Below are 13,785 nucleotides of genomic sequence, written 5' to 3'. Positions count from 1 at the left end.
CATGAACAGTCGCAAGACTTTCACACACGTCATTTCCTGTTCCGGCCCCGCACATGACGGCTGGTAACGTGCCCGCCGTTCGACCCCCACAGAACAAAGTTCTCGATCCTTGGATTCCACTTTATGACTGGTACGCCGGACGACACCACCTCCACGAACACTTTCGCCCCGGGCGGGCGCCGTCGGCACCGCAAGGCAAGAGTGGGCCGCATCGGCGCGCGACGGGCCATCGTGCTCGCGATGGCCGTGCCCGTGGCCTCCGCCACCCTGGCCGGCACCTCGGCCTTCGCCGCCGACGGCGGCACCGCGACGGCGCAGGGCGTCTCGGTCGACGGCCTCGACGCCGACGACGCGCAGTTGGTCAAGAACCTCAACGAGCGCGTCGCCGACGAGCGTCTGGGCTCCGACGTCAGCGGCGTGGTGCTCGACGCCGACTCGGACACCCCGCTCTGGGACCACAACGGGTCCACCACCCTCATGCCGGCCTCCAACGCCAAGCTCGCCACGGCCACCACCGCCCTGACGCTGCTCGGCGCGAACCACGAGTTCACCACGAAGGTCGTGTACGGCGACGGCACCCTCACCCTCGTCGGCGGCGGTGACCGCACCCTCACCGGCGACGACGTCGCCGAGATGGCCAGGACGGCCGTCGACGGACTCAAGGCCGCGGGGCTGACCAGCGTCAAGGTCCGCGTGGACGACAGCCTGTTCGCCGACCCGAGCCTCGCCAAGGGCTGGAACGAGGGCTACTACCCCACCGAGGTCACGCCGGTGCGTTCGCTCGTCGTGGACGGCGCCGCCGTCCACGACACGTCGATCGACGCCGGCAACGTCTTCGCCGAGAAGCTCGCCGCGCAGGGCATCACCGTCGACGGCGACGTGAGCCGCGCGACGGCGAAGCAGTCCGACGTACCGGTGGCGCAGCACAAGTCGGCGCCGCTGTCGGAGATCGTCAAGCAGATGCTCAAGACGAGTGACAACAACATCGCGGAGACCCTGCTGCGGATGTCCGCCGTGGAGCTGGGCAAGCCGGCCACCTTCGAGGGCGGCGCCGAACTCGTCCGCCAGGTGCTGAGCTCGTACGGAATCTCCCTCGACAACTTCGAGATGCACGACGGCAGCGGCCTGTCCCGCGCCGACCGCATCCCGGCCGCGACCCTCGCGCAGCTCCTCGACGCGATCACGGAGTCCCCCGCCCTGAGCTCGATCCTGGAGGGCCTGCCGGTCGCGGGCGAGGCCGGTGCCAGCCTCGGCCCGGAGTGGGGCCGCTTCGACGACGCCAACTCCCAGTGCGCCGTCGGCAAGGTGCACGCGAAGACCGGCACCCTCACCGGAGCCGTCGCCCTGAGCGGCGTCACGCGGACCGAGGACGGCGAGTGGAGGATCTTCTCCTTCATCGAGAACAACTCGTCGGCCGACCCGAGCGACATCAAGGACGCCATGGACGGCCTCGCCGCCACCGTGAACGGATGCTGGGCCTGACCGGCCACCGCGTCTGACCCGTCGCACATCAGGCCCCGTCTGCGCGTCGCCCACCGGCGGCGCGCAGACGCGTGTGAACCGCCCCCTCCCCCCCGGCCCACCCCTCCGGCGGCTTTCCACGCACGGGGGCTGTTCGAGGAGTTTCGGTGACCTCGCGGACGACGGGGCGCGGACGGCGACTGCAAGCCGTTGCACGCAAGCATGTTCGACATTACGGTTCGTGGCTTCACAGGGCGACCACCGAGGTTCGAGAGGTGCACGCGGCGCATGCGGCAGCCGACTGTCCAGACCATCCGGAATCCGGTCCTGCCGGGTTCGCACCCGGACCCGAGCGCACTGCGCGTGGGCGACGATTTCTACCTGGCCACCTCGACGTTCGAGTGGCACCCCGGCGTACGGCTGCACCACTCCCGTGATCTTGTGCACTGGCGACCGCTGGGAGGTGTCCTGGACACCACACGCCTCCTCGACCTCACCGGCTGTCCCGATTCCGGCGGGGTGTGGGCACCGAACCTCACCTACGCGGAGGGCCTGTTCCACCTGGTCTTCAGCAACGTCTCCACGTATGCGGGAGGTTTCACGGACAGCCCCAACCTCCTCACCACGGCCCCGTCGGTCCATGGCCCCTGGTCCGATCCCGTGCCGCTGCACGCGCGCGGATTCGACACGTCCCTCTTCCACGACGGTCCCGACAGCTGGCTGCTGAACCTGGTCCACGACTGGCGGCCCGGTCACGGCGGCTCGGCCGGTCTGGAGGCGACCCGGTACGACCGGTCCGCGCGCCGTCTGGTCGGGGACCCGGTGCCGATCACGCTGCCGCCGCAGGCCGGCTGGATCGAAGGCCCCAACCTCTACCGGCACGCCGGCTGGTACTACCTGCTGACCGCGGACGGCGGCACCGGCTACGACCATCAGGTCACCGTCGCCCGCTCGCGCGCCCTGGCCGGTCCCTACGAGCGCGATCCGCGCGGGCCACTGGTCACCGCCCGCCACCATCCGGACCTGCCTCTGCAGAAGGCCGGACACGGCAGCCTTGTCGCCACCGAGGACGGCCAGTGGTACCTGGCCTATCTCGTCGCCCGGCCCGAAGGCCGCCGCGGACCGTGCGTGCTGGGCCGCGAGACCGCGCTGGCACCCGTCACCTGGACTCCCGACGGATGGCCGCGGGTCCCGACCGGCCTGCCCGCGCTGGAAGTCCCCGGCCCGGTCGCCGTCGACGGTGGCGACGACTGCGGCGACGACGTGGTGGGCGTCGAGGACGACGAAGCCGACGGCTTCGACCAGCCGGTGCTCGGGCCGCAGTGGTCGACGCTGCGGCGTCCAGCGGCTCCTGACTGGCTGTCGCTCACCGACCGCCCGTCGCATCTGCGGCTGCGCGGCGGCCGCTCGCCGCGCAGCCTGACCGGCTCCAGCCTGGTCGGCCGCCGGGTGACGTCCGCGAACGGTGCCTTCGAGGTGAGCGTGGAGTACCGGCCGCGGTCCTTCCAGCATCTGGCCGGGATCACGGCGTACTACAACACGCGCAATTGGTACTTCCTGTACGTCACCGCGGACGACGAGGGCCGGGCGGTGCTGCGCGTGGCAGGCTGCGACCGCGGTGTGCTGAGCGTGGACGAGGCCGGCGGGGTACCTCTGGGCGAGGTCCGCCGGCTGCGTCTGGGCCTCGATCTGCGGGGGCCCGACCTGCGTTTCCGTTACTCCACCGACGACGGCTGGAACCCGGTCGGCCCGTTGCTCGACGCCACCGTCCTGTCCGACGAGCACGCGGAGGTGTTCGAGAGCGGGCAGATCAGATCCCTCGGTTTCACCGGCGCCTTCGTCGGCATGTGGGCCTGGGACCTCACCGGGGGCGGCCTGCCCGCGGACTTCGACGAGGCGGCCTGGCACGCGGCCGGCGGAGGCGCCTCACGGCGCCACGGTCACTGATCCCCACCCACGACCACGGCCTCGGCCGCGGTTCCCTCGCCCGAGAATCACGGATACGGCCGCCACCAGGGGCAGGGACCGGCCGACAGCGAAACGACAGCCGTGTTTTACGCCCGTCCGACCGCCGGCACGACAGCATCTCGGCACGGTCTGAACAGCATGTGTCCCGGGGCCGTACCTCTCGGCAGATCCTCACGCGTCCACCCCGGAAGGGAACCCCAGCATGACCAGCGCATCGTTTCACCCCGCAGGGCCGGCCCGTCGTACCGTCGTGGCGGCGGCCGGAGCGGCAGGGCTCGCCGTCGCGCTGACCGCGTGCGGAGGCTCGGACGACGGCTCGTCCGACGACACCGGCACCGCTCCCTCGGCTCCCGCCGGCGAGGAGGCGGGCGGCGGTTCGGCAGGCGGCGAGGACGCCGGAGCCGCGCTCGCGGCGACCGCCGACATCCCCGAGGGCGGCGGAAAGGTCTTCGCCGACCAGAAGGTGGTGGTCACCCAGCCCGCGGCGGGCGATTTCAAGGCGTTCTCCGCCACCTGCACCCACCAGGGATGCGCGGTGAAGAGCGTGGCCGACGGTGTCATCAACTGCCCCTGTCACAACAGCAACTTCTCCATCACCGACGGAAGCGTGCGCAGCGGTCCCGCCCGCAAGCCGCTGCCCGCCGTGCGGATCACGGTCAGCGGGGATTCGATCCGGCTGGCCGGATGACCGTGACTCAGCGCCGGGGCCGGAAGATCATGATGACGCCCGGTGAGCTGGACGCCTTCCTGACCACCCAGCGCACCTGCCGCCTCGCCACGGTCTCGGCAGACGGCGCCCCGCACGTGAGCACCCTCTGGTTCGCCTGGGACGGCTCCTCGATGTGGCTGTACTCGGTCGTGCGCAGCCGACGCTGGGCGGACCTGCGGCGCGACCCCCGGGTGGCGATCGTGGTCGACACCGGAGAGGAGTACGACGAGTTGCGGGGCGCGGAGCTGTCCGGCCGGGTGGAGTTCGTGGGCGAGGCGCCGCGCACCGGCGAGCTGTGCGCCGAACTCGACTTTCCCGAGACGCTGTTCGCGCGCAAGAATTTCGCCCTCGAGGAGATGCCGCACGACGGCCGGCACGCCTGGCTGCGGCTGACGCCCGAGAAGACCGTCTCCTGGGACTTCCGCAAACTGGCGTCGCGGTGAGCGGCTCGGCTCAGCCCGCCCGCTCCGCCTGAGCCACCTCCCCCGCCGTCGTCCGCAACGCGTCCACCGCCGCCCGGATCGACGGGCGGCGGTCGGCGTCCGCGCGCCAGACGACGTAGACGTGCCGGCGCACCCGCTGCTTCAGCGGCGCGGTGACGACCCCGTCGGGCACCGGATGGCGTCCGAGCAGCGGGGCGATGCACACGCCCAGTCCCGCGGCGACCAGCCCGAGCTGGGTGTGGGTCTCGGCGGCGCGGTGGCCGATGATCGGCTCGATGCCCTTCGAGCGCAGCGTGAACATCAGCCACTCGTGGCAGAACTCGCCCTCTCCCCACGTGATCCACTCGTCCTCCGCGAACTCCGCGAGGTCCACCTCGCCCCGGCCCGCGAGCCGGTGGCCGGCCGGCAGGGCCACGCCGGCGGGGTCGTCGAGGAGCGGCGCCTTGACCAGGCCGTCGGGCAGCGGCATCGGCTTGTTGTACCAGTCGAGTACGACGGCCAGGTCGAGGTCGCCGCGCACCACACCGTTGACGCCGCGCTCCGGCTCCAACTCGCAGGAGCGGATGCGCAGCGCGGGGTACTCGGCGCGCAGGGCGGCCAGCGCCGCGGGGAAGAGTCCGCGGGCGGCCGTCGGGAACGCCGACAGCCTCAGCTCACCCGCCACCTGACCGCGCTGTGCCTCCAGGTCGGCCTGGGCGAGTTCGACCTGGGAGAGAATGCGGGCCGCGTGCTCGGCGAGCAGCCGGCCCGCGTCCGTGAGCCGCACGCCCCGCCCGTTCTTGGCCAGCAGCCGCTGACCGGCCTCGCGCTCCAGCTTGGCCATCTGCTGGGAGACGGCCGAGGTGGTGATGTGCAGGCCGGCGGCGGCGCCGCTCACCGATCCGTGCCGGGCGAGGGCGTCGAGGGTGCGCAGGCGCTCCAAGTTCAACATATAAGCAATGCTACGAGATACTCCGTGTGAAATCTCGATTGTGCTACGAGGACGGCTTGCATCATCGTTGCCTGCATGAGCAGTAGCGGCACGTCCTCCTCCCTGTCCCTGCGCGCCCTCGACTGGCGGCTGCGCTTCGGGCTCCTCTCCCTCGTCTGGGGCTTCAGCTTCCTCTTCATGAAGGTGGGCACCGAGAGTTTCGCCCCGTTCCAGGTCACGCTGGGGCGGCTGGCGTTCGGTACGGCGGTGGTCGCCGTGGCGATGGCGGTGAAGCGGGAGCGACTGCCGCGCGGGGCGTGGACCTGGGTGCATCTGGCGGTCGCCGGGTTCCTGCTCAACGCGCTGCCGTTCTCCCTGTTCGCCTTCTCGGAGCTGACGATCCCGTCGTCGCTGGCGGGCATCTGCAACGCGACCTCGCCGCTGTGGGGCATGGCCCTGTCACTGGTCGCCCTCTCCGAGGACCGGCCGACACGGCGGCGGGTGGCGGGCCTCGGTATCGGCTTCCTCGGCGTCCTGACGGTGCTGGGTGTCTGGCAGGGCTTCCACGGCCTGGACGTCACCGGCACGGCGCTGGCCCTGCTGGCCTCGCTCAGCTATCCGATCGGCTGGATCTACGTCCGCCGCACGCTGGCCGGCTCCAGCCACTCCCACCTCTCCCTGACCGGCGGTCAGCTGCTGCTCGCCACCCTGCAACTGGCCGTCGTGACACCGCTCTTCACCTCGGTGCCGAGCAGCTTCCCGGTACTTCCACTGCTGGCGGTCGTGGCGCTGGGCGTCCTCGGCACCGGGCTCGCCTTCCTGATCCAGTACGACCTGGTCGCCGAGGTCGGCCCGACGACGGCCCAGATGGTCACCTACTTCACCCCGGTCATCGCCACGGCCGCGGGCGTCGCGCTGCTCGGCGAGTCGCTGTCCTGGTCGACGCCGGTCGGCGCGGCCATCGTCCTCGCGGGCGCGGCGCTGACCCAGTCACGGCCGAAGACGGCCACGGGCGGCACGTGCACCGCGGCCCGCGCCGATGCCACGGAAGGCACGGACGCCACCGCCCACACCGATACCACGAGCGCCATGGACGGCACCGCCCGCACCGGCGGCACGCAGGGCGCTGTCGCCACCAGCGCGACGGACGGCGCGGCGGAGCAGCCGACGCGCCGGTCGCGAGTGCGGCAGAAGTCGACGACGTAGAAGTCCCTTGTCCCTTGGGTGACCCGGCCGAAACCGTGCGCGGCCCGGCGGACGCCGGGCGTCAGACCTGGCTCCGATGCCTTCCCGACCGCGGTCCCGGCCCCACCGCGGTCGCGACCGCGTCCGCCAGCGGCCCGATGTCACCCTCCGTCAGCGAGGAGACGGTGATCCGGATACCGGGCGGGGCGCCCACCCGGAAGCGCGCGCCCGGTGCCACGGCCCAGCCCGTGTGCAGCAGCCGGGCGACGGCGCCGGTCTCGTCCGGCACCGGAATCCACACGTTCATACCGCTGCGTCCGTGCGCGGCGATCCCGCGTGCGGCGAGGGCACCGAGCAGCGCGTCCCGGCGCCGCCCGTACGCCGCCGCCACCGCGTGCGCGTCCACCGCGCCGTCCGCCCACAGCCGGGCCACCGCCCGCTGGGTGACGCGGCTGACCCAGCCCGGACCCAGCCGCTGCCGCCCGCGCACCCGGTCCAGCGTGATGGCGTCCCCGGTGAGTACGGCGAGGCGCAGGTCGGGACCGCAGGCCTTGGCCGCGGAGCGGACGAAGGCCCAGCTGTGCGTCGTACCGGCGAGCGGGTACAGGGGCAGGTCGACGATGCGGTGGCCGTGGTCGTCCTCGATCAGCAGCGTTTGAGGGTGGTCGCGCAGCACGGACCGCAGGGCACGCGCGCGTGCGGCGCTCACCGCGGCGCCGGTCGGGTTCTGCGCGCGGTCCGTGACGACCAGGGCGCGGGCACCGCCCTCCAGGACCCGGCGTACGTCTTCCGGCAGCGGCCCCTCGTCGTCGACGCCGACGGCGACCGTGCGCAGGCCGAGCGCGGGGACGAGATCGAGGAGGCTTCCCCAGCCCGGGTCCTCGACGGCGACGGCGTCGCCCGGCCGGAGGTGGGTCGCGAGCACCCGTTCCATGGCGTCCAGCGAACCCGACGTGACGGCCACGGGCCCCTCCGGGACCCCGTCGGCGTCCAGTTCGGCCCGCGCGAGGCGCACCAGTTCGGGCTCCACGGGCTCGTCCCCGTACAGCACCGGTTCCCGGTCGCCCTGCTCGGCCGCCGCCGCGAACACCGGTCCCAGCGCGGGCAGCAGCGCCGGGTCGGGATTGCCGGCGGACACGTCGCGCACACCCTTCGGCACCTCGACCCGGATGAATTCACGCCCGGTGGTGGCCGGCTTCGCCCGTACGCGGCTGCCCCGGCGCCCGGCCGTCTCGATGACCCCACGCTCGCGCAGGGTGCGATAGGCGGCGGCGACCGTGTTCGGGTTCACCCCGAGCAGCTGCGCCAACTCCCGCATGGGCGGCAGTGGTTGACCGGGTTCCAGCTCCCCCGTGCCCACCGCGCGCTCGACGCTCGCGGAAATCTCCGCAGCACCCCGCCCCGTGATTCGATACTCTCCTAGCACAAAACACATTATGCACTAGTGCAATGGAGAGTGCCATGCAGGGGCCCACGCAGACGCCGTCGCAGTCCGCCACCGCGTACCCGCCCACCGACCGCACCGTCCCCACCCGCTCCCCCGACCGCGCCTCGTACGACAAGGAGCTGGTGCACTCGATCCTCGACGAGGGTTACGTCTGCCATCTCGGCTTCGTCCGCGACGGCTCCCCGGTGGTGCTGCCGACGCTCTACGGCCGGGTCGGCGAGCGGCTCTACGTGCACGGCTCGACGGGCTCGCGCCCGCTGCGGATGACGGGCGCGGCCGACCCGGGGCTGCCGGTGTGCCTGACGGTGACGCACGTGGACGCGCTGGTGCTGGCCCGCTCGGCCTTCCACCACTCGATCAACTACCGGTCGGTGGTGGTGCACGGCACCGCGTACGACGTGACGGACCCAAAGGAGCGGCGGACGGCCCTGGACGCCCTGGTCGACCACGTCGTCCCCGGCCGCTCCCGCGACTCCCGGCCGGCCAACAAGAAGGAGCTGGCCGCCACCGCCGTGATCCGCCTCGATCTGAACGAGGTCTCCGCCAAGCTCCGCACCGGCGGCGTGAACGACGAGCCCGAGGACCTCGCCCTCCCCCACTGGGCCGGCCTCGTCCCGCTGCGCAAGGGCTACGACGCCCCGGTCGCCGACCCGGGCCTGGACTCCGGCACCGGGCTGCCCGGCTACCTGTCGGCCCTGTGACGCGGGGTCGGCCGGTCCGCGAGCCGGCGCCGGCCGTCCTGCCGGCGCCGGCCGATCGTCACGCCGGCGCCGGCCGCGTCCGCGCCCGTCGGGTCTCCGCCACCGCCAGCCCCGCGACCGAGCCGAGCATCAGCAGGGTCCCGTACAGCGTCGCGGCCGTGAGGTGTTCGCCGAGGAGCAGCACGGCGAGCGCCGCCGCGCTGACCGGTTCCAGCAGCATGACCACGGAGACGGTGGCGGACCGGACGACGGCCGCGCCGGCGAAGTAGAGCGCGTAGGCGAGGGCGGTCGGGACGGCGGCGACGTACGCCAGGAGCCACAGGAGGCGGACCGGTTCGGCGGTGTGCGGCACCAGCCCCTCGGCGAGGGCGAGCGGCAGCAGGCACAGGCTGGTGACGGCGAACGCTCCGACGGACGTACTGGCGGCGTCCGCCCCGCCGTCACGTCCCCACCAGCGGGTGAGCAGCGTCATCACCGAGTAGCCGGCGGCGGACAGCAGCGCGAGGAGCACGCCCGACAGGCGGACGGTCGTACTTCCGCCGCCGAGGACGAGCACCACGAGCCCGGCGAGCGCCCCGGCCACGGCGGCGGCCCCGCCCCGGCCCAGGTGCTCCCCGAGGGCGAGGCGCGCGCCGAGCGCGATCAGCACCGGGCCGGCGCCGAGCGTGACCACGGTGGCCACGGCGAGCCCGGTGGACTGCACCGCCGCGAAGTAGGCGGTCTGGAACACCGCGAGGCCGAGGCCGGTGACAACGACCCGCAGCACCTTGCGGGCGAACGGCTCGCGTACGGCGGTGCGCCCGCGCGGGCGCAGCGGGCGGACGGCGAGCAGCAGCACGAGCCCGGCCGCGCACCGCCAGAAGGACAGGGCGACGGGCCCCATGTCACTGGCCCGGTAGACCAGCGAGGCGGCGGCACCGGCGGTGCCCCAGGCGAAACCGGCGACGATCAGGTACAGGAGGCCACGCCCGACGGGCAGGCCGGAGACGGCATTCGACACGGCTTTCGACACGAGTTCTCTCCGCAGACGCGCACAGGGCGCGGGAGTTCGAAGCGGCCCCGGAACGACCGGGGGCGCGGGGACTGCGTCTGCGGGCAGCATCGTCCGGCCCGGCGACAGCGCGCCGGGCTGATCGGAGGGGCCCGCCTCAGGCGGCCGGAGGCGGGAGGACGAGTGCGTCGGAATGCATGATCGGCACCTTAGGTCGCCGTTCCCCGGCCGGACAACTCCCTTTCCGGACCGCCGCTCGCCACCGGATCCGTGGAGCCCTTGGCGGGTGTCGACGACTGGGCGATGAAGGCGCCCACCAGGACGACGACGCCGCCGATGATCTGCGGGGCGGAGAGGTGTTCGCCGAGCAGCACCCAGGCCAGGACGGTCGCGACGACCGCTTCGAGGCATGCCACGACGCCCGCGACCTGCGGCGAGAGGCGGCGCACGGCGACGATGCCGGTGACGTAGGCGAGGACGGTGGCGAGGAACACGATCCAGGCCAGCAGCAGCGCGGCGGCGACGGGTGTGCCGTCCATGGGGACCTCGTGGGTGAGGACGGACCAGTCCATGGACCAGGGTCGGGCCACGACGGTGAGCACGGCGGCCCCGACGAGCAGACCGTAGGCGATGACGCCGAGCGGGTCGGGCGCCTCGTCGCCGGCGTCGCTGCCCTGGTCGGACAGGACGAAGTAGCCGACCTGGCAGCAGGCCGCGCCGAGCGCGAGCAGCAGTCCGACCGCGTCGAAGCGCAGCCCCGACCAGACCTCCACGACGCAGGCGAGCCCGCCGACCGCGAGGACCACGCCGAGCGCCGCGGCCCGCGTCACGGGCCGTCGTTGCACGAACCGCACCCAGCCGAGGACCAGGGCGGGTGCCAGGTACTCGACGAGCAGCGCGACGCCCACGGGGATACGGGAGATGGCGGCGAAGTAGCAGGCCTGCACACCGGCCACGGCGAGCAGTCCGAACCCGGCGAGCAGACCGGGCCGGCGGCGCAGCAGCGCGCGGTGGCGCACGGCGAGCGGCAACATCACCAGGGCCGCGCCGGCCACGCGCAGCCAGACCACGTGGAGCGGGTCGAGTCCCGCCTCGATCAGCGGTTTGGCCGCGACCCCGGATCCTCCGAAGGCGACCGCGGACGCGAGCGCCAGGCCGAGCCCCGCGCCCTTTCCGTGGCTGCCGCGAGCACTGTCAGACGTATGCACCGGCACATGATGACAGGGGACGACATGACCGTCACCCCCAATGACACCTGTCTCACCGATTGGACGCGTCCACGACACGAACGCGCGGACGCCCCGGTCGGGATCAGGGCGTCGGCTCGAAGTGGTTCTCCACGCGGGCGAGCACCGTGCGCGGTTCGACGGCGGCGCGGCCGAGCACCTCGACGGCCCGCGCCTGCGGGTCCGCGACGAGGGCGGCGAGCAGGTCGATACCGCAGGCCCGGGCCGCCCCTCGCCGCTGCGCGCGTGCGCGGGCGTCCTCCATGGCCGCGGCGGCCAGCGGCGAGAAACCGGCGACGCCGGTCACCACGGGTACGGCGCCGGAGTCCTCGACCGTGCTCTGCCAGCGCAGGCCGTAGCCGATGCTGCGCTGCACGAGGTAACCGAGGAGCCGGGCGATCCGCGGTCCCTCGCCGAGGACGGTGCGCACCTCGGGGTCGTATTCCAGGAGGGAGTGCAGCAGATGGGCCGTGTCGACCTGCCGGTCCCCGTCCCGCACCGCTCGGCGGCGGGCACCGGAGACCACCGATGCCAGTTCCGCGTTGAACCGGGCATCGACGTCGGTGCCGTCCGGGCGCCTGGGGCCTTGCTCGCCGGGCGACTGCCGGGGGATACGGGGTTGCACATCCCCTAGCTCATCAGTCCCTCGCGACCGGGGCATCCCCGAAGGGAAGCATTTCGGCGTCCCACGTGGAGTGGACCCAGTCGGTCGAAATATCCTCCTTGCGGATGAGATCAAGCCGTTTCGCCGAATAGGGCGGCGCCGGGCGGGGACGGGTGTGGACGCCTTGGAGGGGCCTCCCGTGGGAGAGGCCGCACGGCCACCGCGAGGGCTGGGTGACCGGGGCTGTGGACTAGGTTGTGGGGATGACTACCGGGACGGCATCGCGCCACACACGGATTGGCGACCCGGTGCTCTTCTGAGCGCCGTACGGGCCGGTGGGGGTCCGCCGCTCGATCGAGGATCTCGCGCCGCCGCGCGGGCTCCGCCTCCGTCGTGTTGATCACAGGCTCGACACATCAACCACGACAGGAGACTTCATGCCCACCAAGACGTTGCGGATTCCCACCGCGGACGGCCACGCCGATGCGTTCGCCGCCTTCCCCGACCGCGGCGAGCGGCACCCGGGGGTGCTGATGTACGCGGACGGCTTCGGCATCCGGCCCGTGCTGCGGGAGATGGCCCGCGAACTGGCCGGGCACGGCTACTACGTGCTCGTCCCCAACCTCTTCTACCGGCACGGCCCGGCACCGGTGGTCGAGCTTCCCGAACACATCGGAGAAGAGGCCCGGCCCGCGATCTTCGCCCAGCTGATGCCCTTGATCGAGGCGCACACCACCGTACGCGTTCTGAGCGACGCCGAGGCCTACCTCGGGTTCCTCACCGCCCAGCCCGAGGTCGGCGCCGGTCCGGTCGCGGTGACCGGCTACTGCATAGGCGGCCTCCTGGCGATGCGCACCGCCGCGGCCCACCCCGGCCAGGTGGCAGCCGTCGCCGCGTTCCACGGTCCGGTGGGCGCCGACGGGCCCGGCCTCTTCTCCGAGCTCAGCGCCCAGGTCCACCTCGGCCACGCCGAAGGCGACATGACACCCGAGGCCCTCGGCGAACTCAACCAGGCCCTTGACGCCGCAGGTGCCGACTACACCTCCGAGATCTACCCCGGCACGATCCACGGCTTCACCATGTCCGACACGGACGCTTTCAGCGCCTCCGGGCTGCAACACCACTGGGACCGCCTGCGCCCTCTCCTGGAGCGCACGCTGGGCAACAGCTGAGGGTCCGGCTCGGAACCGAACCCGACGTACAGGGCTCCACGCCTGCCGGCCGATGCCCCCTTGGGCCGCGCCGGCAGGCGTGGAGCGGCCGGTGACCCACACCGCGGCCGGCGGGGTGGGGCGGTCGTGCCGCACTCCCCGAGGGCCTCACCACGGCGGTACGGGTCAGTCCTCGTCGGCGAGGATCAGGTACAGCTTCTTGCGGGCGTCACCGATAACTGCGAGTGCCTTCTCCCGCTGCTCCTTGCTGCCGGTCTTCCAGACCTGGCCGAAGGCCTCCATCAGCCCGAAGCCGGCCTGCCGGATGTCATGCAGGGCCTCCCAGTCGACGCCCCGCGAGGCCTCTTCCCAGGGCGCCTGCGGCCCTTCCTCGGCGACGGTGCGGCCCTCCTCGGTGAGCGCGAAGAGCTTCTTCCCGCCCTCGCTCTCACTGACGATCAGCCCCTCGTCCTCCAGCAACTGGAGGGTGGGGTACACCGAACCGGGGCTGGGCTTCCACGCCCCGCCGCTGCGCTCGGCGATCTCCTGGATCATCTCGTAGCCGTGCATCGGCCGGTCCTTCAGGAGGGCCAGGATCGACGCCCGTACGTCACCGCGCCGCGCCCTTCCCCTCGGACCGCCGCGCCCTCGGCCACCCCAAGGGCCTCCGTGGCCGAAGCCCGGCCCGAAAGGACCGCCACCGGGGCCGCCGCCGGGACCACCCGGCCCGAAGGGACCGAAGGCCGCGCGCCGGCCATCGAAACCCTCGAAGCCGCCGTGCCCACCATGCCCACGCTCGTATCCGTGGCTGTGCATCGCCATCACTCCATTCAGTCGTTGATCTGTCGCGATAACTCAACGATATATCGGAACGTAGGAGCTGGCAAGGCTCGCCGGCTTCGTGTGAGCTTCCCCCGCGAGTTCCGCGTCCTGAGTGAGCGCGGGAGCTGAGCGGGGGCCAGGCAGTTGGGCACAGGTCGCCTTGGGAC

At 72.5% G+C, this 13,785-nt stretch carries 13 protein-coding genes; 7 read left to right on the top strand and 6 right to left on the bottom strand.

Going from position 1 to position 13,785, the window contains the following annotated elements; translation table 11 throughout:
• Positions 1 to 123: 123 nt before the first annotated feature.
• From dacB to QC283_RS25370, 4 genes are all read left to right on the top strand, one after another.
• The gene (gene dacB / locus QC283_RS25385) at positions 124 to 1,482 is read left to right on the top strand and encodes a D-alanyl-D-alanine carboxypeptidase/D-alanyl-D-alanine endopeptidase (protein ID WP_279563985.1); all 1,359 of its coding nucleotides are present in this window, start codon (positions 124 to 126) and stop codon (positions 1,480 to 1,482) included.
• Between the two features lie 267 nt (positions 1,483 to 1,749).
• A complete protein-coding gene (locus QC283_RS25380) occupies positions 1,750 to 3,408 on the top strand; it encodes a family 43 glycosylhydrolase (protein WP_279563984.1) in 1,659 nt (552 codons plus the stop codon).
• Positions 3,409 to 3,631: 223 nt separating this feature from the next.
• Positions 3,632 to 4,117, top strand: a complete 486-nt coding sequence (locus QC283_RS25375) for a Rieske (2Fe-2S) protein (RefSeq protein ID WP_279563983.1) — start codon at positions 3,632 to 3,634, stop codon at positions 4,115 to 4,117.
• Positions 4,114 to 4,581 (top strand): pyridoxamine 5'-phosphate oxidase family protein, encoded by a 468-nt coding sequence (locus QC283_RS25370; RefSeq protein WP_279563982.1) that lies wholly within the window; start codon positions 4,114 to 4,116, stop codon positions 4,579 to 4,581. The genes QC283_RS25375 and QC283_RS25370 overlap by 4 nt, the downstream gene beginning before the upstream one ends.
• A 10-nt stretch (positions 4,582 to 4,591) precedes the next feature.
• Here the strand turns inward: QC283_RS25370 and QC283_RS25365 are convergent, their stop codons facing one another.
• The gene (locus tag QC283_RS25365; protein WP_279563981.1) at positions 4,592 to 5,512 is read right to left on the bottom strand and encodes a LysR family transcriptional regulator; all 921 of its coding nucleotides are present in this window, start codon (positions 5,510 to 5,512) and stop codon (positions 4,592 to 4,594) included.
• Between the two features lie 75 nt (positions 5,513 to 5,587).
• Here QC283_RS25365 and QC283_RS25360 point away from each other — a divergent pair, with 75 nt between their 5' ends.
• A complete protein-coding gene (locus tag QC283_RS25360; protein ID WP_279563980.1) occupies positions 5,588 to 6,697 on the top strand; it encodes a DMT family transporter in 1,110 nt (369 codons plus the stop codon).
• A 61-nt stretch (positions 6,698 to 6,758) separates the two neighbouring features.
• On the opposite strand, the gene QC283_RS25355 is transcribed toward QC283_RS25360, so the two are convergent.
• Entirely contained in the window at positions 6,759 to 8,102 is a 1,344-nt protein-coding gene (locus tag QC283_RS25355) for an aminotransferase class I/II-fold pyridoxal phosphate-dependent enzyme (protein WP_279563979.1), read from the bottom strand.
• 35 nt (positions 8,103 to 8,137) lie between these two features.
• Between QC283_RS25355 and QC283_RS25350 the strand changes: the two genes are divergently transcribed.
• The gene (locus tag QC283_RS25350; protein ID WP_279563978.1) at positions 8,138 to 8,824 is read left to right on the top strand and encodes a pyridoxamine 5'-phosphate oxidase family protein; all 687 of its coding nucleotides are present in this window, start codon (positions 8,138 to 8,140) and stop codon (positions 8,822 to 8,824) included.
• Between the two features lie 58 nt (positions 8,825 to 8,882).
• On the opposite strand, the gene QC283_RS25345 is transcribed toward QC283_RS25350, so the two are convergent.
• The 3 genes from QC283_RS25345 to QC283_RS25335 all read right to left on the bottom strand — a co-directional run bounded on the left by QC283_RS25345 (position 8,883) and on the right by QC283_RS25335 (position 11,666).
• On the bottom strand, positions 8,883 to 9,824 hold the full coding sequence (locus QC283_RS25345; protein ID WP_279564130.1) for a DMT family transporter: 942 nt from the start codon (positions 9,822 to 9,824) through the stop codon (positions 8,883 to 8,885).
• 200 nt (positions 9,825 to 10,024) lie between these two features.
• Positions 10,025 to 11,029, bottom strand: coding sequence for an EamA family transporter (locus QC283_RS25340; protein ID WP_279563977.1), 1,005 nt, complete (start codon positions 11,027 to 11,029; stop codon positions 10,025 to 10,027).
• A gap of 97 nt (positions 11,030 to 11,126) precedes the next feature.
• Positions 11,127 to 11,666 carry a Clp protease N-terminal domain-containing protein gene (locus tag QC283_RS25335; protein WP_279563976.1) on the bottom strand — a complete coding sequence of 180 codons (540 nt, stop codon included), beginning with the start codon at positions 11,664 to 11,666 and terminating at the stop codon, positions 11,127 to 11,129.
• A 416-nt stretch (positions 11,667 to 12,082) separates the two neighbouring features.
• On the opposite strand from QC283_RS25335, the gene QC283_RS25330 reads away from it, so the two are divergent.
• Positions 12,083 to 12,817, top strand: a complete 735-nt coding sequence (locus QC283_RS25330) for a dienelactone hydrolase family protein (protein WP_279563975.1) — start codon at positions 12,083 to 12,085, stop codon at positions 12,815 to 12,817.
• A 165-nt stretch (positions 12,818 to 12,982) separates the two neighbouring features.
• Here the strand turns inward: QC283_RS25330 and QC283_RS25325 are convergent, their stop codons facing one another.
• Positions 12,983 to 13,612: a PadR family transcriptional regulator gene (locus QC283_RS25325; protein ID WP_279563974.1), complete on the bottom strand. Its 630-nt coding sequence runs from the start codon at positions 13,610 to 13,612 to the stop codon at positions 12,983 to 12,985.
• Between the last annotated feature and the right edge of the window lie 173 nt (positions 13,613 to 13,785).

This window comes from Streptomyces sp. DH41 (genome assembly GCF_029813785.1).
Classification (GTDB): domain Bacteria; phylum Actinomycetota; class Actinomycetes; order Streptomycetales; family Streptomycetaceae; genus Streptomyces.
This window is presented reverse-complemented; position numbering and strand designations above follow the sequence as displayed.